The organism is Anoxybacillus sp. TBDG-1 (assembly GCF_054815885.1).
The window spans coordinates 1-20,217 of sequence record NZ_JBTZSY010000031.1; the positions used below are offsets into that span (position 1 = coordinate 1).

At 40.7% G+C, this 20,217-nt stretch carries 20 protein-coding genes and 1 riboswitch; of the genes, 12 read left to right on the top strand and 8 right to left on the bottom strand.

The features are described 5' to 3' along the window. The first annotated feature begins 223 nt into the window (after positions 1-223). On the top strand, positions 224-364 hold the full coding sequence (ytzI, locus tag ACYQY7_RS10020; protein WP_461201900.1) for a YtzI protein: 141 nt from the start codon (positions 224-226) through the stop codon (positions 362-364). 18 nt (positions 365-382) lie between these two features. Here ytzI and ACYQY7_RS10025 read toward each other — a convergent pair whose 3' ends face one another. After that, positions 383-856, bottom strand: coding sequence for an S-ribosylhomocysteine lyase (locus ACYQY7_RS10025; RefSeq protein ID WP_003397762.1), 474 nt, complete (start codon positions 854-856; stop codon positions 383-385). Positions 857-985: 129 nt separating this feature from the next. Here ACYQY7_RS10025 and yidD point away from each other — a divergent pair, with 129 nt between their 5' ends. The 8 genes from yidD (at position 986) to ACYQY7_RS10065 (ending at position 10,248) form a co-directional block, all read left to right on the top strand. After that, entirely contained in the window at positions 986-1,210 is a 225-nt protein-coding gene (yidD, locus tag ACYQY7_RS10030; RefSeq protein ID WP_032100458.1) for a membrane protein insertion efficiency factor YidD, read from the top strand. A 75-nt stretch (positions 1,211-1,285) separates the two neighbouring features. Further along, positions 1,286-2,470, top strand: coding sequence for a GTP-binding protein (locus ACYQY7_RS10035; RefSeq protein ID WP_461201901.1), 1,185 nt, complete (start codon positions 1,286-1,288; stop codon positions 2,468-2,470). 94 nt (positions 2,471-2,564) lie between these two features. Continuing rightward, positions 2,565-3,590, top strand: a complete 1,026-nt coding sequence (locus ACYQY7_RS10040; protein WP_461201902.1) for a metal ABC transporter substrate-binding protein — start codon at positions 2,565-2,567, stop codon at positions 3,588-3,590. Between the two features lie 97 nt (positions 3,591-3,687). Continuing rightward, positions 3,688-5,016 (top strand): cytochrome ubiquinol oxidase subunit I, encoded by a 1,329-nt coding sequence (locus ACYQY7_RS10045; RefSeq protein WP_461201903.1) that lies wholly within the window; start codon positions 3,688-3,690, stop codon positions 5,014-5,016. Between the two features lie 14 nt (positions 5,017-5,030). Further along, entirely contained in the window at positions 5,031-6,068 is a 1,038-nt protein-coding gene (locus ACYQY7_RS10050; protein ID WP_461201904.1) for a cytochrome d ubiquinol oxidase subunit II, read from the top strand. A 93-nt stretch (positions 6,069-6,161) separates the two neighbouring features. Next, a riboswitch (cobalamin riboswitch) is annotated at positions 6,162-6,361 on the top strand. Positions 6,362-6,474: 113 nt separating this feature from the next. Continuing rightward, positions 6,475-8,754, top strand: a complete 2,280-nt coding sequence (locus tag ACYQY7_RS10055; RefSeq protein ID WP_461201905.1) for a ribonucleoside-diphosphate reductase subunit alpha — start codon at positions 6,475-6,477, stop codon at positions 8,752-8,754. An 11-nt stretch (positions 8,755-8,765) separates the two neighbouring features. Further along, complete coding sequence (locus tag ACYQY7_RS10060; protein ID WP_461201906.1) at positions 8,766-9,257, top strand: flavodoxin domain-containing protein; 492 nt, start codon at positions 8,766-8,768, stop codon at positions 9,255-9,257. After that, on the top strand, positions 9,211-10,248 hold the full coding sequence (locus ACYQY7_RS10065) for a ribonucleotide-diphosphate reductase subunit beta (protein WP_461201907.1): 1,038 nt from the start codon (positions 9,211-9,213) through the stop codon (positions 10,246-10,248). The genes ACYQY7_RS10060 and ACYQY7_RS10065 overlap by 47 nt, the downstream gene beginning before the upstream one ends. A gap of 14 nt (positions 10,249-10,262) precedes the next feature. Here ACYQY7_RS10065 and ACYQY7_RS10070 read toward each other — a convergent pair whose 3' ends face one another. Beyond that, a complete protein-coding gene (locus ACYQY7_RS10070; RefSeq protein ID WP_461201908.1) occupies positions 10,263-10,715 on the bottom strand; it encodes a diverged REC-like domain-containing protein in 453 nt (150 codons plus the stop codon). Between the two features lies 1 nt (position 10,716). After that, positions 10,717-11,001, bottom strand: coding sequence for a DUF2325 domain-containing protein (locus tag ACYQY7_RS10075; protein ID WP_461201909.1), 285 nt, complete (start codon positions 10,999-11,001; stop codon positions 10,717-10,719). A gap of 175 nt (positions 11,002-11,176) precedes the next feature. Here ACYQY7_RS10075 and ACYQY7_RS10080 point away from each other — a divergent pair, with 175 nt between their 5' ends. The 3 genes from ACYQY7_RS10080 (at position 11,177) to cydB (ending at position 13,878) form a co-directional block, all read left to right on the top strand. Then, complete coding sequence (locus tag ACYQY7_RS10080; RefSeq protein ID WP_072242634.1) at positions 11,177-11,332, top strand: DUF1540 domain-containing protein; 156 nt, start codon at positions 11,177-11,179, stop codon at positions 11,330-11,332. A 178-nt stretch (positions 11,333-11,510) separates the two neighbouring features. After that, positions 11,511-12,860: a cytochrome ubiquinol oxidase subunit I gene (locus ACYQY7_RS10085; RefSeq protein WP_461201910.1), complete on the top strand. Its 1,350-nt coding sequence runs from the start codon at positions 11,511-11,513 to the stop codon at positions 12,858-12,860. Beyond that, on the top strand, positions 12,850-13,878 hold the full coding sequence (gene cydB, locus ACYQY7_RS10090) for a cytochrome d ubiquinol oxidase subunit II (protein ID WP_461201911.1): 1,029 nt from the start codon (positions 12,850-12,852) through the stop codon (positions 13,876-13,878). The genes ACYQY7_RS10085 and cydB overlap by 11 nt, the downstream gene beginning before the upstream one ends. Positions 13,879-13,899: 21 nt before the next feature. Here the strand turns inward: cydB and ACYQY7_RS10095 are convergent, their stop codons facing one another. The 5 genes from ACYQY7_RS10095 to ACYQY7_RS10115 all read right to left on the bottom strand — a co-directional run bounded on the left by ACYQY7_RS10095 (position 13,900) and on the right by ACYQY7_RS10115 (position 20,119). Further along, entirely contained in the window at positions 13,900-15,330 is a 1,431-nt protein-coding gene (locus ACYQY7_RS10095) for an o-succinylbenzoate--CoA ligase (RefSeq protein WP_461201912.1), read from the bottom strand. Positions 15,331-15,395: 65 nt separating this feature from the next. After that, complete coding sequence (gene menB, locus ACYQY7_RS10100) at positions 15,396-16,214, bottom strand: 1,4-dihydroxy-2-naphthoyl-CoA synthase (protein WP_035048670.1); 819 nt, start codon at positions 16,212-16,214, stop codon at positions 15,396-15,398. Further along, positions 16,204-17,031: a 2-succinyl-6-hydroxy-2,4-cyclohexadiene-1-carboxylate synthase gene (menH, locus tag ACYQY7_RS10105; RefSeq protein ID WP_461201913.1), complete on the bottom strand. Its 828-nt coding sequence runs from the start codon at positions 17,029-17,031 to the stop codon at positions 16,204-16,206. The genes menB and menH overlap by 11 nt, the downstream gene beginning before the upstream one ends. Positions 17,032-17,033: 2 nt before the next feature. Then, the gene (gene menD / locus ACYQY7_RS10110; RefSeq protein WP_461201914.1) at positions 17,034-18,767 is read right to left on the bottom strand and encodes a 2-succinyl-5-enolpyruvyl-6-hydroxy-3-cyclohexene-1-carboxylic-acid synthase; all 1,734 of its coding nucleotides are present in this window, start codon (positions 18,765-18,767) and stop codon (positions 17,034-17,036) included. Next, positions 18,764-20,119: an isochorismate synthase gene (locus ACYQY7_RS10115; RefSeq protein WP_461201915.1), complete on the bottom strand. Its 1,356-nt coding sequence runs from the start codon at positions 20,117-20,119 to the stop codon at positions 18,764-18,766. Before ACYQY7_RS10115 ends, menD begins: the two co-directional genes overlap by 4 nt. Positions 20,120-20,217: the final 98 nt, after the last annotated feature.

The window sequence follows — 20,217 nt, forward strand, 5'->3', positions numbered from 1 at the left end:
TAATCATTTTCAGTTAGCTCCTTAACCATTCTCTTGGCTTTATTTGCTCTTTTGCTTTGTAATTTTATAAATTGTATATAGAGTTTTATTGATTTTTACAAAAATATTTTAACAGTTACCAACCTCCTCGATTATAATCTTTCCCTTTCTTCATTGTAACAAACAAAAAAACATTTGGAAAATAATATGTTTCTGCATTAACATAAAGTGTGGAGGGATGTACATGTTGCTTACTTTTATTATTTCCATCATCATTGTATTTATAGTGCTCATCTTAAGCGTTTTAACGATTTCAAAAGCATACAAATACAAACATACTATCGATGAGTTGCCAACTGAAAAAAACAAAGGTTCAGACATGTGACGCCTGAACCTTTGTTTTTTAGCCAAACACTTTTTTCAATTCTTCTTTTGGTTGCGATAGCCAGTAGCGCATGAGTCGCTTTGCTCCTTCTAAATCATGCAATTTCGCTTGACCACACTCTTTTTCTGTTGCGGCTGGCACTTCTGTAACCGTCAATGCCTCATTCATTGTCGCTTCAAGCAAGTCAATAATTTCTTCAACGGTTGGCGTACCGCTAACAACTAAATAATAACCCGTTTGACATCCCATCGGAGAAATGTCGATAATATCAAAATGGTCGTATTTTTCGGCATGCTTACGAATGTGCACCGCTAGCAAATGTTCAAGCGTATGAATGGCTGCTGGCTGCATTGCTTCTTTGTTAGGCTGACAAAAACGAATATCAAATTTATTCACAACACCGTCGCTGCCAACTTGATGAACGCCGCAATGGCGAACGTACGGTGCTTTGACCGCACAATGATCAAGCTCAAAGCTTTCTACTGAAGGCATACCTCTCACCTCTTTTTCAATTGTTACGTTTTTATCATACACAAAAGTCCGACTTTTTTCATCTTTTTTTGTTGGAATGGATTTATACATCTATGTTACAATAAGAAAAAATAGGGGTAGGTGTATGATATGAAGCATATATTCATTTTACTCATTCGCTTTTATCAACGATTTATTTCCCCTTTAAAACCGCCGACGTGCCGCTTTTATCCAACTTGTTCTCATTATGGATTAGAAGCTATTCGTCGCTTCGGTGCGCTTAAAGGAGGCTATTTAACAATAAAACGCATTTTAAAATGCCATCCGTTTCATCCCGGTGGATTTGATCCTGTACCAGAGAAAGAGGAAAAATAATTGCCCTTTCTCTTCTTTTTCGGTATGATAAACGATGTAAATCGTAATAATTACGTTTTAAGAAAGGGGAATAATATGATAAAAGTTCCTGTCACTGTATTAAGTGGGTATTTAGGCTCTGGGAAAACAACGTTGCTTAATCATATTTTAAACAATCGGGAAGGATTAAAAATTGCTGTCATCGTCAATGACATGAGCGAAGTGAATATTGATGCTGAGCTCATTCAACAAGGTGGTTTTTCGCGCACCGAAGAAAAACTTGTGCAAATTCAAAACGGCTGTATTTGCTGTACATTGCGGGAAGATTTAATGAAAGAAGTTGAAAAACTTGTTGATGCAGGAAATATTGATTACATCGTCATCGAATCATCCGGTATTAGCGAACCGATTCCTGTCGCTCAAACGTTTACTTACATTGACGAAGAGTTCGGGATCGACTTAACGTCAAAATGTCGATTAGATACGATGGTGACTGTCGTAGATGCTAATCGTTTTTGGCATGATTTCGCTTCTGGTGAAACGTTATTAGATCGTAAACAGGCGATCGATGAAACGGATACACGTGAAGTCGTTGATTTATTAATTGATCAAATTGAATTTGCGAACGTGCTTATTTTAAATAAAATCGATTGTATTTCGAAAGAAGATGCGGACGAATTAGAGACTCTTTTGCACAAATTAAATCCAGAAGCGAAAATCATTCGAACGACATACGGAAAAGTAGCGCTTCATAACATTTTAAATACTCATTTATTTGACTTTGAAAAAGCCAGTCAATCGGCTGGATGGATCAAAGAACTAAATGAAGAACATACACCAGAGACAGAGGAATATGGCATTTCATCGTTCGTATACCGCCGACGTCGTCCGTTTCACCCGGAACGGCTTATGCATTGGCTTGAAAGCTGGCCTGTTGAAGTCGTTCGTGCAAAAGGCTTTTTCTGGCTCGCTTCACGCAATAATATGTGTGGACTTCTTTCGCAAGCTGGACCGTCCATTATGATTCAAGGGGCTGGTGAATGGATTGCGACATATCCTCCACACGAACGGGAACGCATTTTACAAGAAGAACAAGAATTGCTTGCAAAATGGGATGATACGTATGGTGATCGCATGACAGAACTCGTGTTTATCGGAATCGATATGGATGAACAGAAAATTTCTTCTTCACTCGATACATGTTTATTAACAGATGAGGAAATGAACAAAGATTGGTCAACTTTTACTGACCCGCTTCCGCCATTTGTTAGTTTTTCATAGTTTTCAAATCGTAACGATTACGATATAATAAGACGAGAGAAAAGGATGTTTTCTGTTTTTCAGAGACATCCTTCTTTTTGGAAGGAGGAAAAAAATGAGGTTGAAAATAATTTTATCAATCATTCTTACGATCACACTAACATTATTTGGATGTAATAAACAAGAACAACTAGCGCCGTCAACGACCGAGAAAACAAACAACAAACTTATCATTTATACAACTGTATATCCACTTCAAGATTTTGCTCAAAAAATTGGCGGGGAGCACGTTCAAGTGGAAAGCGTATACCCTCCTGGCGTCGATGTGCACACATATGAACCGACAGCAAAAACAATGCAACTAATCGCTGATGCTGACGCTTTCCTTTACATCGGTCAAGGAATGGAAGGATTTGTTGAACGCATCGTCAAAACGCTGGAAAATGAGCGGGTCAAGTTCGTGGAAGCAACCGCAGGAATTGATTTACTTCTAGCCAATCACACTCATGAAGATGAACATGCCCATGAAGATGAACATGCTCATGAAGATGAACATGCCCATGAAGATGAACATGCCCATGAAGATGAACATGCCCATGAAGATGAACATGCTCATGGAGATGTAGATCCTCACGTCTGGTTAGATCCAATTTATTCCATTAAAATGGCGGAAAAGATTAAACAAACGTTAACGGATCTCAAACCTGAAGCGAAAAACGATTTTGAACAAAACTTCGCTTCGTTAAAACAGCAGCTTGAACAGCTCGATAGCCAGTTCCAACAATTGATAGAAAACGCGAAAACAAAAGAAATTCTTGTTGCCCATGCCGCATACGGCTATTGGGAGAAGCGATACGGGTTAAAACAAATAAGCGTAACGGGACTATCACCAACAAACGAGCCGTCACAAAAACAACTCGCTTCCATCATTAAAAAGGCAAAAGAGCATAATATACGCTATATCTTTTTCGAACAAAACGTGACATCCAGAATTGCTGAAGTTGTAAAAAACGAAATTGGGGCTGATGTGCTTATTCTTCACAACTTAGAAGCTCGTACAAATGATGATATTGCAAACAACAAAGATTACTTTGCAATTATGAATGACAATATATCCGCATTAAAAAAAGCACTACAATAAGCGATCGTAACGGTCGCTTATTTTTTTTTGCATATTTTTTCTCTTTTCACATCAAACTATGAAACGACAATGTATGGAAAGGGATGAACATTTCGGTATGGATCACGTATTAACAGCAAGAACATTGTTCGGCACAACGATGGCGTTTCATATTATTTTTGCAACGCTTGGAGTTGGTATTCCGCTTATGATTTTATTGGCTGAGTTGCTATATCAAAAAACGAAAGACAACGACTATGCCCTTATGGCAAATCGTTGGACGAAAGCGCTCGCTATTTTGCTTGGCGTAGCAATCCCGTCTGGAACGATTGCGGGCGTACAGCTTTCTCTTTTATGGCCCGGATTTATGGAAGTGATCGGAAAAGTGATGGCACTCCCATTTCAAATTGAAATTTATGCGTTTTTCGTTGAAGCGTTGTTTTTATCAATTTACGTATATGCTGCTAACCGCATTTCTCCAACGATGCGCATCGTAAGCTTGACGTTTGTTGCCATTGGAGCAGCCGCTTCTGCTATTTTAATTACGAACGTACATGCCTTTGAAGGTACACCGACAGGCTTTCGTATCGAAAATGGACAAATTGTCGACGTCGATCCATGGAAGGCGTTTTTTAATCCGAGCTTCGCAGTCACAGCTACACACGTTGTTTTATCAGCTTATATGACCGGGGCTTTTACGATTGCTTCCATCGCTGCCTATAAGATGTTGAAAAATAAACATAACGAGCGCATTCAGCTTTTTCATAAAAAGGCGCTTATGCTCGGGTTAACAGTCGGTGGTGTGTTTTCTCTATTAACAGCGATCAACGGGCATGAATCAGCGCAACTCCTTCATGAGTATCAACCTGAAAAATTAGCCGCTGCTGAAGGGTTGTTTGAAACGCAGTCGCACGCCCCCCTCGTTATCGGTGGTTTTACAGATCGCGAAACACAAACGGTAAAATGGGGCATTGAAATTCCGTGGCTGCTTAGCTTTTTAGCTGGTAATCGATTCGATACTGTCGTTGTCGGGTTAAATGATTTTCCTGAAGAATGGTGGCCGCCATTGTTTGTCCATACACTTTTTAATGCAATGGTCGGAATTGGCATGTTTCTTCTCCTTCTTTCGATCGTCGGATTCATTTGGCATCGAGTAAAAAAACAAAAAATATTTCCAAACTGGTTTATGTGGACGATCGTTACCGCTGGTCCCCTCGCCCTTCTCGGCATTGAATTTGGCTGGATTTTTGCTTGCACAGGCAGACAACCGTGGGTTATTTATCGCATGATGACAACTGCAGAAGCTGTGACACAATCGACGAATTTAGGAACACTTTTTCTTTTATTTACGTCTATTTACGTATTTTTACTTGTAGCCGTCGTGCTCGTCTTGCGTTCGTACTTCCGCCGTCATCCGATTGAACAACATTTATCTACACACATGTAGAAAGGAGCAAGATGATGACAGATGAATTAATTGCCATTTCAATTTTATGGGGATTTATTTTTATTTACGCCGTCATGGCGACAATGGACTTTGGAGCAGGTTTTTGGTCAATGGTATATATCAATCGTCCACAAACGAAAGCAACGAAAATCGCAAACCGATATTTATCACCAACATGGGAAGTGACAAACGTATTTATCGTCGCCATCGTTGTGGCACTCGTCAGTTTTTTTCCAGGAGCAACGTTTATGCTTGGAACCATTTTACTTATCCCGGGAAGCATTATTTTACTTTTGCTTACTGTACGTAGTGCGTTCCTCGTCTTTTCGCACGTTGCTCCTAAGTATGAAAAAGTGCTCGTTTACATTTCTGGTATAAGCGGTTTGCTTATTCCAGCATTTTTAATTAGCGTATTACCCATTACACATGGATCTTTTGTCGAAACGGTTAATGGCGTCAGTCGTCTCCGGCTTGATCGCTTATTTACAAGCCCACACGAATATGCATTTATCGCCTTTGCGATTACAAGTACACTCTTCCTTTCGTCGCTTTTATTAGCAGACTACTCAAACGAAGCAAATGAAATCGAAGCGTATACGATTTATCGTCGCGATGCGCTCATTATCGGACCATTTGCTCTCCTTTCTTCAATTTTAATTATGATCACGATGCGAAATGAAGCGCATTGGCTATATGACGGAATGATTGCACGTTGGCCATGGCTTGCCGCTTCTGTCGCATTATTTCTCGTGGCTGGTTTAGCTCTTTTTCTTCCTTCATGGAAAAAGAAAAACGGACGTGGGATGCCGCGTCTTGCTGTTGTGGCGATCGTATTGCAATATTTTTGTGCAAGTTACGCATACGGCAAAGCTCATTTGCCATATATGATTTATCCAGATATAACAATCGAGTCTGGATTTACGCATCCGAATACATTTCGCGCCCTTTTCGTGACGTATATTGTCGGCTTTGCAATTTTATTTCCAGGATTCATTTATTTTTGGAGGCTGTTTATGAAAGATCGTCGCTATTTAGCAAATGATGAAAAATAATGATTGCAAATGTTGAAATTTTTCGTTATAGTTTTAAACGTAAACCTTTTTTATACAATATATTGTGATGAAAAAACAAAAAGTAACTATATATTGAAACCGGCAAGCGAAGGTGTCCGAACGGACTTAATAGGGAATCTGGTGCGAATCCAGAACTGTCCCCGCAACTGTGTGCGCAGACGAAATGGAAACAACACCACTGTATATGTCAGCTATTTGTGGCGCATATACGGGAAGGAATCCAAAGTAGGAAGAAGCGCGAGTCAGGAGACCTGCCTTCCTTGTATCGTTTCATATTCTTCGGGGGTTGAGAAGATGAAACGATGGTGAAAGCATGCCTTTTTCCATCGTTTCATCCGCTCAACAAAAGCGGATGTTTTTATTTTATAAGGGGAAGGGATTTTACATGATGCACATAAAACAACAAACGGAAGTGAATGAAGAAACGATTCGCACATTATTGTTTCATATTTTGAAAGACTTTCCGCATTTATCAAGTGAGCGATATATCGAACGTACCGTACGAGTGCTTGCCCACATCCGAACATCCAAAGACATGATAAATAAACTTATTTTAAACGCGCTTGATGAAATCACCATGGAACAGCCAGATTGGACATTTGTTGCAGCACGGCTCTATTTACAACGGCTATACGATGAGGCAGCTACACACCGTGGCTACGAACGTTCTGAAACATATCGACATTTTTATGAATTGCAAACACTGCTCGTTGATGTTGGTATTTACGACCCGTTTTTACTTGAACGATATACGAAACAGGAACTGCAAGAAGCGAGCACGTGGATTGATCCCAAAAAAGACGAGCTATTTACATACATCGGCTTAAAAACGCTTGTTGATCGTTATTTAGCAAAAGGTTATAGCGGTGAAATTTACGAACTTCCACAAGAGCGTTTTTTAACGATTGCTTTAACACTCATGGTCAATGAAGATAAATCTAAACGAATGGATTTAGTAAAAGAAGCGTATTGGGCGTTATCGAATCAGTATATGACGGTCGCCACACCAACCTACGCAAACGCAGGAAAATCATACGGACAGTTATCAAGTTGTTTTATTGATACGGTAGATGACAGTTTAATTGGCATTTATGAATCAAATACAGACGTCGCTCGCCTCTCCAAAGGCGGTGGCGGGATTGGTGTATATTTAGGAAAAATTCGCGCACGCAACTCGGATATTAAAGGATTTAAAGGTGTATCGTCTGGTGTCATTCCATGGATGCGCCAATTAAACAATACGGCTGTATCGGTGGATCAACTTGGTACACGTCAAGGATCTATCGCTGTATATTTAGACGTTTGGCATAAAGATATTTTCTCGTTTTTGGACGCCAAATTAAACAACGGTGACGAGCGTCAAAAATGCCACGACTTATTTTATGGCGTTTGCATTCCTGACTTGTTTATGGAACAAGTCGAAAAGCGCGGGGATTGGTATTTATTTGATCCACACGAAGTGAAAAAGGTAATGGGTTGGAAAGATAAAAACGGCAATCCGTTAGGTCTTGAAGATTTTTACGATGAAGAAAGAGGACGTGGCTCCTTCCGCGAAAAATATGAGGAATGCGTCAATCATCCGCAATTAACGAAAGAGCGCGTGCCTGCCATTGAAGTGATGAAACGGATTATGAAATCACAGTTAGAAACAGGAACACCTTATATGTTTTACCGTGATGAAGCGAATCGAATGAATCCAAACAAACATGCAGGCATGATTTATTCGAGCAATTTATGTACAGAAATTATGCAAAATATGAGTCCAACAACCGTAACAAAAGAATATACACAAGATGGCGAAATTATTATCCATAAAAAACCAGGTGATTTTGTCGTCTGCAACCTATCTAGTATTCATCTTGCTCGCGCGGTTCAAGACGGTGTGCTCGAACGGCTCATTCCGATTCAAGTGCGCATGTTAGATAACGTGATTGACTTAAACGAAGATCGGATTGAAGTGTTGCAAGCGGTAATGACAAATAAAAAATATCGGGCAATCGGTCTAGGGGCATTTTCTTGGCACCATTTATTAGCGTTAAAAGGGATCAAATGGAATAGCGAGGAAAGTGTTCAGCTTGCTGATCAATTGTTCGAAAAAATCGCTTATTTAACGATTCAAGCAAGCATGGAGCTAGCAAAAGAAAAAGGAGCCTATCCGGCGTTCGAAGGGTCGGATTGGCATACAGGAACATATTTTGAGTTGCGTAACTATCATTCGCATGATGATTTAGACTGGGACGGCTTAAAACAGCAAGTCATGAAATACGGGGTTCGAAACGGCTATTTAATGGCGCCTGCGCCAAATGGAAGTACATCTGTGTTAGCAAATGGAACCGCGTCATGTGACCCTGTGTTCAACCGCTTGTATTTTGAAGAAAAGAAAAATTATAAAATCCCTGTCACCGTACCAGATTTAAGTCCAAAAACGTATTGGTATTACACAAACGCCTATGAAGTCGATCAGAAAATGAGCATTCGTCAAAATGCAGCAAGACAAAAACATGTCGATCAGTCTTTAAGCTTTAATCTTTATGTCTATAACACTATTAAAGCGAAAGATTTGTTAGACTTACACTTAACGGCATGGAAAGCGCGTTTAAAATCAACATATTACGTTCGCAGTACCGCCGTAACGATTGAAGAATGCGATGTTTGCTCATCGTAGGAGGAAAAATTATGAACGTTCTCATTTGCTATACATCGAAAACAGGAAACACAAAAGAAGTCGCCCTGTTGATCGAAGAAGCTTTTCGCTCATATGGACATGCGGTGAAAACAATCAGTATTCAACATATATTGGCCATCGAATCGCTCATTGATCAAGCGGAATTACTATTATTCGGTTCATATACATGGGGAAACGGGCAACTTCCAGAGGAGATGAAACAACTGCTGCGTTTCCTCATTAAAGAATACAAACTTCCTTTGCCTCCTGTTGCGGTATTTGGTACAGGAGATCAAATGTGGCCATATTATTGCCGCGCAGTCGATGAAATGGCGTACCATTTACGAAAAGTCACATCGGTGCTCGGCACGCTAAAAATTGAGCAATCGCCGCGCGGACATCAACAACACTTGCCGGCTTTGTTCGTACAACAACTACTAGAGGAGGTCGAACGTTTTGTTATTGACGAAAGTAAAGTTGTTGGAACCGTCGCATCCAAATAAGGCAACAAGCATTATCAACGGAAAAGCAAGCGGCATTTTAAACTGGAACGATATTAAATATAGCCATTTTTACGACATATACAAAATGTTGCTCGGCAACTTTTGGACGCCATTTGAAATTAACATGTCCGATGATATTAAACAATGGCACGCGTTAAGCGAGCGAGAGCGCGATGCGTTTTTACACATTATCGGCTTGCTTTCGATTTTAGACTCTGTTCAGCCGAACTTTATCGGAGCGATGAAAGAATACATTACCGATCCGAGCGTCAAAGCGATTTTTTCGATTATCGAACAACAAGAAGTCGTCCATAATCAGTCGTACTCGTACGTGCTTGCGTCTATTGAGAAACTATCCGAGCAAAACCGTGCCTTTGAAATGGCGCGCACAAATCCGCACATTTATAAGCGAAATGAACACGTCATTCGCGTATATGAAGCATTTCGTGAACGACCGACTGTTGAAACGTTTTGCCGAGCGCTCGTTGCTTCGCTCGTATTAGAAGGAATTAATTTTTACTCTGGTTTCGCCTTTTTTTACAATTTAGCTAGAAATCAAAAAATGTTAAAAACATCAACGATGATTAGTTATATTAATAAAGATGAATTATGCCATAGCTACTTTATTTCTCAACTCGTACGCGCTGTGCTATGGGAAAATCCACATATTGATGAAGATGGAGCGTTTTCTGCGTGGATATATGAATATATCGATGAAGCGATCCGTTATGAAACAGAATGGTCGCGCTTTGTGTTGCGCGATATAGATGGCATTGATGTCATCGAAATGGAAAAATATATTGAATATCTCGGAAATAAGCGGTTGCGTATGCTCGGCTTAGATGATCGATACGATGCAGATGAAAATAGTATGCCTTGGATTCGTGTCTTTAGTGATGAAAACGTGAACTTAGGCAAAACCGACTTTTTCGAAGCACGTCCACGTTCATATACAAAAACAACTGATATTAACGGATTTGATGAATTGTAAAAAAACCGGGTAAACTACCCGGTTTTTTTACAACATGTTTCACTTGTGAGCATTACATAAGATAAACGATTTGTCATGACATCATATATTCGTACCATTTTCGGCTTTTGACCGAAACGATGTTCAAATGGTCGTATTGCATCCAATGAAGGAGCGCGGTCAACAACAAAAACGTTCATACATGATGGAATAACGCCTGTTTCAGACGTACATGATGCGGTAATAAAGGCATCACGAGCATCTAATATGTGAACAAAAGACTGATCGTTCGCAACGAAACGAAGCAAGTAATCCGTCATTTTTGCAATCATTTTATAGTACGTAACGGGAGAGTCACAAGAAGCGATCGAAAACGATGATGTTGCCCGTTCAACTCCTTTTAGCAACGTAAACGATGAACGACGAGATGGAGAGATGTTGTAATGATAAGATAATACTTCATTCATAAACGATTGCCACAATGTCATCTCACTTCCCCATTTGTTGAATGACGGATTGAATAGAACTCCATGAACGCTTGACGAAATAAATTGGCTTATGTTGATCCTTCGCTTTTTGCTTAATGACTTTCGCTAAATTATGGTTAATATAATCCGTCATAACAAATACGATATCGACGTGCTCAGGAATTTGTCGTTTCACCATATTCACTTTTCTGCCATCTAAATGAATAATCTCCTTAAATCCTGAGCTTTTTAATTTATCGGTAATGTTTCCTAAATGATCTGCTCCAACAACTAATAATGATGACATGTAACTCCCTCCGACTTTTTGTTTTATATCGCACAATTTTATTCTAATTGAGAATGATTATCTGTGTCAATATTTAATGATAAAAATTCTCAATAATGTTGTTCATTTTTTCATGTTATGTCTTGTTAATGTTTTGTCTACACTAACATCAGCATAAAGAAAGGAGGGAATGATAATGGCAAAAGATGTACTTTGTGAAGTGCAAAACTGTCAATTTTGGTCACAAGGCAACCGATGTAGTGCAGACGCCATCTACGTCGTAAGCCATGCAGGCTCAACCGCGACAAGTTCGACAGAAACAGACTGTAAAACGTTCCAACCGAGCGAATAACAGCACACCCCTTGCTTACGGCAAGGGGTTTTCCAATTTTTCTACGTTAAAAACGATGAATAGACACATTTTTTTAAAATTATCGCCACAGTTTTGCAACATTTACCTCACCTCTCCTTCACGTGTTGGCGTTACTCTTATACATATGAAATATATTTCAAATGTTGGAGGGAAACATATGAGCGACGTGCTTTTGCTTAGCCGTTTTCAATTTGCGATTACGGTTTTTTATCATTTCTTATTTGTTCCGTTAACCATTGGGCTTATTGTTTTAATTGCATGGATGGAAACACAACATGTGCGAACAAAAAACCCACTTTACCGACAAATGGCAGACTTTTGGGGAAAACTGTTTGCCATTAACTTCGTTCTCGGTGTAGTTACAGGTATCACGATGGAATTTCAATTTGGGACAAACTGGTCTGAGTATTCGAAATATATGGGAGACATTTTCGGCTCTCCTCTCGCCATTGAAGCGCTCGTTGCTTTCTTTTTAGAATCAACATTTATGGGCATTTGGCTGTTCGGAAAGGATAAAATTTCACCAAAGCTTCGCGCATTTTCTATTTGGATGGTTGCGCTCGGTACAAATATTTCAGCACTTTGGATTATTACAGCAAACGGCTTTATGCAAAATCCAGTTGGGTATATTGAAAGAAACGGACGTATCGAACTACAAAACTTTTGGGAAGTTGTAACAAACCCATATGCTTGGCATATGTTTGTACACACTATTGTCAGCTGTTATATCGTTGGAGCATTTTTTGTCATGGCAGTTAGCGCATGGCATTTACTGCGTAAACAACATGTCGAGTTTTTCGAAAAGTCGTTTAAATATGCGCTCATTTTGGGACTAATCGCAGCAACAGCGACACCGTTTATTGGTCATAAATCAGCATCATTTGCGGCAAAAATGCAACCAGCTAAAGGGGCTGCACTTGAAGCGGTTTGGGAAACAAAAGAAAGTTTACCATTTCACATTATTCAAATTCCTGATCCAAAAAACGAACGGAATATTGTTGAATTTTTAACGATTCCAAAGCTCGGTAGCTATTTTTATACACATTCGTTTGATGGAAAAGTCGTTGGATTCGATCAAATTCCAAAAGATGAACGTCCAAATGTTAATATCGTCTTTTATTCATTTCGTTTAATGGTCGCGCTCGGTTTATATTTTGTCGCTCTATTTTGGTACGGATTTTACTTATATCGCAAAAATAAACTAGTGGAATCACGACGTTTCTTAAAACTTGTGATGTATTCTGTGTTACTGCCGTATGTGGCTATTAATGCTGGATGGGTTGTTGCTGAAGTTGGTCGCCAACCTTGGACAGTATACGGATTAATGCGCACAGCTGAAGCGGTATCACCAATTTCACTTTCGCAAATCATTTTCTCACTTGTCAGCCTCGTTTTGTTTTATACCATTTTACTTATTGCTGACGTGTATTTAATGTTGAAATATGCAAAAAAAGGACCATACACATCCACAGCTACGAAAGGTGGGGAAGTTCAACATGTCTCATGAAACAGTGGCGATCATTTGGTTTGGTCTATGGGGGCTCATTTGGACGATGTACTTCGTTTTAGATGGATATACGCTCGGTACAGGGATGTTATTTCCATTTTTAGCGAAAAATCGACAAGAACGAAATCAACTGCAAGAAGCCGTCGGACCGTTTTGGGGTGGCAATGAAGTATGGCTAATTACAGCTGGTGGAGCCACATTTGCTGCATTTCCAGCCGTTTATGCAGACTTATTTAGTTTCTTATATACACCGATGATGCTTATTTTATTCGCGCTGTTTTTCCGCGCCGCTGGATTGGAATTTATGCATAAAGACGATTCACCTATTTGGCAAAAAAGCTGGAAATGGGCATTTACAATGAGCAGTTTTGCTTTAGCACTTTTATTTGGCGTTGCGTTTGCGAATTTGTTTTACGGTTTAAAAATTGGTCCGTCCGGATATGAAGGAACGTTTTTTAGCTTGCTTCATCCGTACGGTCTATTAGGCGGATTATTGTTTATGAGTTTATTTGTCGTCTCTGGTGCTCTATGGGTCATGCTGAAAACCGTTGGAGAAGTAGCGGAACGAGCATATACAGTCGCTCGCCCAGCTGCTGTTATATCAGCAGTCGTATTATCGCTTTTCTTTGTTGCAACAAGCAATCGGACGCCGCTATTTAACAACTTTACGAAGGTGCCAATTCTTTGGATCGTCCCAGCCCTTACTTTCGTATGTGCATTACTTATGTTATTGTTCGTTTGGCAAAAACGAATTGGACTTGCGTTTGCGAACATTTGCTTAACCATTTTCACACTTATGGCAACTGGTTTTATCGGTATGTTCCCAAATATGCTTCCTTCGCGCATCAACGATGAATATAGCACAACGCTTTTTGAAGCAGCGGGAAGCGAATTGAACTTAAAAATTATGCTCGGCGTCGCTATCGTCATGGTGCCGATCGTCGTGGGCTATCAACTTTGGAGCTATAAACTGTTTAAAGAAAAAATTACGAAAGAAACAGCAAAAGGATATCAATAAATTAAGAAAGAGGGGGCCTTTTTACGCCTCCTCGATCCATGTTTTTAGCTTATGGCGCATCAGTTTGTTTGTAGCATTGCGCGGTAAATAATCGACGATATAAATTCGTTTTGGTACTTTATATTTTGCAAGTTTATTCATACAAAATTGCTTTAATTTTTCTTCTGTTGCTGTTTGATCATGCAATACGACAAACGCGTATGGCACTTGTCCCCATGTTTCATCAGCAACGCCAATAACACCTGCTTCTTTTACTGCCTTATGTTCCAAAAGCACCGCTTCAATTTCAGCCGGATACACATTTTCCCCCCCAGAAATAATTAAGTCTGAGCGGCGGTCAAGCACATATAAAAATCCTTCTTCATCCATATATCCAATGTCTCCAGTGTATAACCAACCATCTTTTAAAACCCTATTCGTTTCCTGTTCGTTTTGCCAATACCCTCTCATAACGCTCGAACCTTTTACAACAATCTCTCCCACTTCATTCGCATTCAGTTGGTGTCCATCTTTTTCAATGCGAATGCTCATATGAAACAGCGGTTTTCCTGCTGAACCATGTTTATGGCGAGCATCCGGGGATAATGTAGCTACTTGAGAAGCGGTTTCTGTCATACCATACGTTTGATATACAGGTATGTTCCAATTGACACATGATTGCAATAATGGCTGAGAAATAGGTCCCCCTCCCACGAGCATACAACGAAATGACGAAGGATACGGCTCTTTTAGTTGTTGAATCATCTGCTGCACCATTGTGCTAACAGCGGACATCATCGTAATTTTCCCTTGAAAAATGAGCTCGTTGACACGTTTTGCGTCAAATGACGGCACAATGTAAACACCAATTCCGTAAATGACGCTGCGCATTAAAATCGACAAACCACTAACATGAAAAAATGGAACGGCTGCAAGCCAACAATCATCTTCACGCAATCCAAGATTTAAAGCAGAACCAATTGCACTCCACCAATGATTTCCGTACGTTTGCATAACCCCTTTTGGCTTTCCTGTCGTTCCCGATGTGTACATAATTGTTGCGACATCGTCTAAATTGTACATCGTTTGCCATTTTTCATCTCGTTCACGAAGTTTGGCAAACTCCCCCCATTCGATCGCTCGCTCATCTGGAAAAGGCTCATCACAAATGACAAATCGCGCCCCACTATGTTCTAATTGCCACTTTACTTCGTCTACGGATAAACGTACATTTTGTAATAAAACAATCGCACCAATATAATGAAGGGCGTGAATAAGCTCAACCATATGTGCACTATTTTTCATTAAGATAGCGACAACATCCCCTTTTTTTACACCGAGAAAAACAAGTTGTCTTGCTCGTTTTGTCGTTCGTTCATGAAGTTCAGCAAATGAAATCGCTTCTGTTTCATCATATAGCGCCACGCGATTCGGAGTTAAATATGCACGTTGACGTAACCAATTTGGGATCATCTTCACACCACCTTCAAAACAACAGCTTGATGTGTACACATCAAGCTGTTGTTATTTGTATTTTTTTATGGAAAACGCGGGAACTGCTTAAAGTCCGGTTTTCTCTTTTCTTTAAATGCATCGCGTCCTTCTTTTGCCTCATCTGTCGTATAGTAAAGAAGCGTCGCATCTCCGGCAAGTTGTTGAATGCCTGCTAGTCCGTCTGTATCTGCATTAAATGCAGCTTTTAAGAAACGAATAGCTGTCGGGCTTTTTTCTAAAATTTCTTCCGCCCATTTCACCGTTTCTTCCTCTAACTGTTCAAGCGGAACAACTTTATTGACTAATCCCATTTCTAACGCTTCTTGGGCATTATATTGACGACATAAATACCAAATTTCGCGCGCTTTTTTATGACCGACAATACGCGCTAAATAACCAGCACCGTACCCACCATCAAAGCTGCCTACTTTCGGTCCTGTTTGTCCAAAAATCGCGTTATCCGCTGCAATCGTTAAATCACAAACGACGTGTAGCACATGGCCGCCACCAATTGCATAACCCGCAACCATCGCAATAACAGGTTTTGGAATGACACGAATTAAACGTTGCAAGTCTAATACGTTTAAGCGTGGGATTTGATCGTCCCCCACATATCCACCATGTCCGCGCACTTTTTGGTCGCCACCCGAGCAAAATGCTTTACCGCCTGCCCCTGTTAAAATGATGACACCAATATTTGCATCGTCACGCGCGTACGCAAACGCATCAATTAATTCCATTACTGTTTTTGGACGAAATGCATTATGTACTTCGGGACGATTAATTGTAATTTTTGCAATGCCGTTATATGTTTCGTACAAAATATCTTCATATTCCCTCTCTTTTACCCATTCAATTGCCATGCAATGAACCTCCTTTTAGAACAAATTGTTGAACAAGCGTACCAAACCGCTCACGCTGCTCCATATGCACAACGTGCCCGGCATGCGGAACGGTGATGAGCGTCCCGTTTGGTAATAATTGTACCATTTCTGACGCAATTCGACAAAACTTTTCATCATCTTCACCACAAATCAACAATGTCGGGAACATCAATTGAGGCAACGCTTCCCACCAAGAAGGTTGCGCTCCTGTCCCCATGCCGCGCAAACTATTGGCTAATCCAATACCTGTATGCTGTAATCGTTCTTTTCGCAACCTTTGTTGCATATCCTTTGGCAACCGTTGAAGCGAAGAAAACAACGGAATTTTCTCCCATTGATCAACAAACGATGCAACCCCATGTTGTTCAATAAACTGCGCTAATCGTTCATCTTCTTCCCGACGTTTCACTCGTTCTTCTTCCGTCTTTAAACCCGGGGAGCTACTTTCCAATATAAGTGTTTGAACGTACTGTGGATAACGAATCGCAAATGTTAGCGCAAGTCGTCCCCCCATGGAATATCCTAATATGTGCGCTTTTTTTATTTCCAATTGCTTAAATAACGTAACAATATCTTGAGCAACGATCTCGATGTCATATCGCTGTACATCTGAAGGGGCATCCGTTTGTCCGTGACCAATAATGTCGATGGCGATGCATTGCATATGTTGGCTCCAAGTTGAAATAAACGGATGCCACGTTTGACAGCTGCCTGTAAATCCGTGTAGTAACAACAGCGGTTGTCCGCTTCCGCACATTTCCACATAGTACGTTTGCCCTTGAACGACAAACCTCATGCTTATTCCCCTTTATTCAACAAGTTGGACATTTCCTGGGAAACATCTTCCCACAATTTCCGATGAATTTTGACATTATATTCACGTGATATCGGAACTTCAATCACGTTTAATGTTGGTCGAGCTAGAGCATCTATCACCGCACAACGAAATTGCTCCCACGTTTCTACTTTTTCATAATGTCCATCATACATATTTACGGCATGCTCAAACGATAGATCGGTCGGCGTACCAAACAATCGTTCAAAATGCTTTGGTTCATTCGCTTGTGGCAAGAACGAAAAAATACCCCCACCGTTATTGTTTAGTACGATGATGGTCGCATGCAGCTTTTGTAATTTTGCTGCCAGCAAACCATTTAAATCGTGATAAAATGACAAGTCACCGATAACTAACACAAGTGGTTGAGCAACGCAACTTGCCCCAAGAGCGCTTGATACAACTCCGTCAATTCCGTTTGCTCCACGATTTGCTAATAAACGAATACGTTTATTTGAGGACATAAAAAACGTGTCGGCATCACGAACGGGCATGCTATTGCCAACGTAAAGCGTTGCTTCATCTGGTAATAGCTGAGCGAGCTCAATAAATACTTTCCCTTCAAACATATCCGTTTCTTCTTCTGCTTTCAACAAAATTTGTTTTGCACGTTCATTCATGTATTGCCACTGGTTCATCCATTGCGGCGAACGAAGGGAATTTGAAGCACGTTTAGCTAAATCATAACAAAATTGAACTTCATTCGCTTCTATGAGTACTTGAAGCGACAATGTTGGATCTCGCCATTGCCCCGCTTCATCGACAACGATTTGTTTCACTTGTTTATGATGCTGCAACCAGAGATAAAGCGATTTGGATATAGGCATCGCTCCGAAGCGAATAACGACGTCCGGAACAAATTGATTCGCAAACGTCTCATTTTTTAACATCGCATCATACGATTCAATAATAGCTTGTTTCTCATGTGTACCTGTCCGCAATGGGGAAAGAGGATCTGCTAAAATAGGATATTGCAATGCTTCTGCTAACTTCACAACCGCGTCAGAAAAACCTTCGATATGCAAATCTCCACATATAATGACCCCTTTTTCGACATCGCTCAGCTCCGCACACAACTCGTCAATCATTTCTTCACAAAGATGTTTGTTTCCTTTATACACGATGCGAGCTGGAGGAGATGGAGAAAACAGCGGCTCATTGATCGTTGGAACGAGCGGTTCACGCAACGGAACGTTAATATGCACCGGTCCTTTTGGAACAGACGATGCAACGGATACAGCGCGAGCGGCGATCATTTCCGCATAACGAAGCATCCGCTCGTTTCCTTCTGGGAGCGCCATATCTACGAACCATTTTACATATGAACCGTACACATGCAGTTGATCGATCGCTTGCGGTGCTCCGACATCACGCAGTTCATGAGGTCGGTCGGCCGTAATAACAACGAGCGGAACACGTGCATAATAAGCTTCAACGATTGCTGGATAATAATTTGCCACTGCTGTTCCTGACGTACAAACAAGAGCAACCGGATTCCCAGAAGCTTTCGCCATACCTAACGCAAAAAAAGCCGCAGAACGTTCGTCAATATGAACATGAATATTTAGCATCGGATGTTCAGCCATCACCATTGCAAGAGGGGTAGAGCGAGATCCAGGACTAATCACAACTTGTTGAACGCCCATATGAGCTAGTTGGTTAACAAATGCAGCAACATATGCGGTCGGTTCATTCATTCTCGTCCCCCCTCTAACGCTAATAACATCGGCTTGAACTTTACATTCGTTTCCTCGTATTCACTATGTGGATCAGAGTGGGCAACAATGCCACACCCAGCAAACAAATGTACCTCATTGTCCCCAAGCAATGCAGAACGAATCGCTACCGCAAACTCTCCATTTCCATTCGCATCAATCCAACCGATTGGAGCGGCGTACCATCCACGATCAAGTGGCTCAATTTCCCGAATCGTCTGTACCGCCTTTTCTTTCGGAAATCCCCCGAGCGCAGGGGTTGGATGAAGCCGCTCAATAAGTGAAAAAATAGAAATACCTTCCTTTATTTTCGCTCGAACAGGTGTATATAAATGTTGAATATGTCTCATTTTTAAAAGGGTCGGTTCACTCGGAACGACGACTTCGGTACATACTTCATTCATCGCTTGTTCAATCATGTCGACAACAAATGCATGCTCGCGACGATTTTTATCGTCTTGAAGTAACCAACGTCCAAGCCCTTCATCTTCTTTGATTGTACGTCCACGACGAATCGATCCGGCCAGACAAGCTGTTTCACACATGCGCCCGTTCTTTCTCACAAGTTGCTCCGGAGAAGCCCCGATGAAGCAAGTAGAGCCATTTTCAAAAGCAAAAATGTAGCTCATCGGTTGTTGCTCACGTAAAGCACGTAACACATGGGAACGATCAACTCGATGGGAAAAAGAAAGAAATAATTCGCGTGCTAAAACGACCTTTTCAATCGCTTTATTTTGAATGAGATCCGTTGCATAATGGACAGCACGAATCCATTGGTCACGATCGATTTCTTCTTTTTTGACGACGTAAGCGCGATGCCATTCCCCCTCATCACGTATCTGGAATAAGGAATCGATCATTTCTTCAAGCTGATTGAGCGATTCATGAACAACATTGACTGTTAACCATGTGTCATCCCGCTGCTTTGTTAACAAGAATGTAGGTACAACAAATTGGGCAGCAGGATATTCACTCCAATGTTCATCCGACCGTTTTAGCGGGTCAAAGGCAAATCCTCCAAACATCAGTGGCCCTTGACCTTCGATGAAAGCGCCTTCTACAATTTGTTTCCATTCTCGCTCGACTTCACGAAATCGCTTTTTCGTCTTTTCTTCGCTTCTTATAACGTGCGCATGACCTAGCCCAACGAACGTTTGTTCTTGTAGACAATCTGACCAATAAAAACGTTGTCCATGAAATAACGTTTCACCCGCAGCGAAAAAATCAAGCGGGTCGATTTGCTCCATTTTTATGGTGACACTAACCATATGCTGTTTTTTCTCCAATACACCACGCAATTGGTCAATAACTTTGTTTTGATATAAAGTAACCACCTTTTATCACGCCTATACTTAAACTTTTTGTCCCTTTTTCATTATAATATTGTTTTTTAGAGATAGGAAACAATTTATATTGTCAAGACATTGACACA

Bases quoted from the DNA above. Each gene is read 5' to 3' on its own strand.
- ACYQY7_RS10055 (WP_461201905.1), top strand. From the start codon at position 6,475: ATGATGCACATAAAACAACAAACGGAAGTGAATGAAGAAACGATTCGC.
- ACYQY7_RS10045 (WP_461201903.1), top strand. From the start codon at position 3,688: ATGGATCACGTATTAACAGCAAGAACATTGTTCGGCACAACGATGGCG.
- menH (WP_461201913.1), bottom strand. From the start codon at position 17,031: ATGAGGTTTGTCGTTCAAGGGCAAACGTACTATGTGGAAATGTGCGGA.
- cydB (WP_461201911.1), top strand. From the start codon at position 12,850: ATGTCTCATGAAACAGTGGCGATCATTTGGTTTGGTCTATGGGGGCTC.
- ACYQY7_RS10025 (WP_003397762.1), bottom strand. From the start codon at position 856: ATGCCTTCAGTAGAAAGCTTTGAGCTTGATCATTGTGCGGTCAAAGCA.
- ACYQY7_RS10035 (WP_461201901.1), top strand. From the start codon at position 1,286: ATGATAAAAGTTCCTGTCACTGTATTAAGTGGGTATTTAGGCTCTGGG.
- ytzI (WP_461201900.1), top strand. From the start codon at position 224: ATGTTGCTTACTTTTATTATTTCCATCATCATTGTATTTATAGTGCTC.
- ACYQY7_RS10040 (WP_461201902.1), top strand. From the start codon at position 2,565: ATGAGGTTGAAAATAATTTTATCAATCATTCTTACGATCACACTAACA.
- ACYQY7_RS10070 (WP_461201908.1), bottom strand. From the start codon at position 10,715: ATGACATTGTGGCAATCGTTTATGAATGAAGTATTATCTTATCATTAC.
- ACYQY7_RS10095 (WP_461201912.1), bottom strand. From the start codon at position 15,330: ATGATCCCAAATTGGTTACGTCAACGTGCATATTTAACTCCGAATCGC.
- menB (WP_035048670.1), bottom strand. From the start codon at position 16,214: ATGGCAATTGAATGGGTAAAAGAGAGGGAATATGAAGATATTTTGTAC.
- ACYQY7_RS10080 (WP_072242634.1), top strand. From the start codon at position 11,177: ATGGCAAAAGATGTACTTTGTGAAGTGCAAAACTGTCAATTTTGGTCA.
- ACYQY7_RS10060 (WP_461201906.1), top strand. From the start codon at position 8,766: ATGAACGTTCTCATTTGCTATACATCGAAAACAGGAAACACAAAAGAA.
- ACYQY7_RS10075 (WP_461201909.1), bottom strand. From the start codon at position 11,001: ATGTCATCATTATTAGTTGTTGGAGCAGATCATTTAGGAAACATTACC.
- ACYQY7_RS10050 (WP_461201904.1), top strand. From the start codon at position 5,031: ATGACAGATGAATTAATTGCCATTTCAATTTTATGGGGATTTATTTTT.
- menD (WP_461201914.1), bottom strand. From the start codon at position 18,767: ATGAATGAACCGACCGCATATGTTGCTGCATTTGTTAACCAACTAGCT.
- yidD (WP_032100458.1), top strand. From the start codon at position 986: ATGAAGCATATATTCATTTTACTCATTCGCTTTTATCAACGATTTATT.
- ACYQY7_RS10085 (WP_461201910.1), top strand. From the start codon at position 11,511: ATGAGCGACGTGCTTTTGCTTAGCCGTTTTCAATTTGCGATTACGGTT.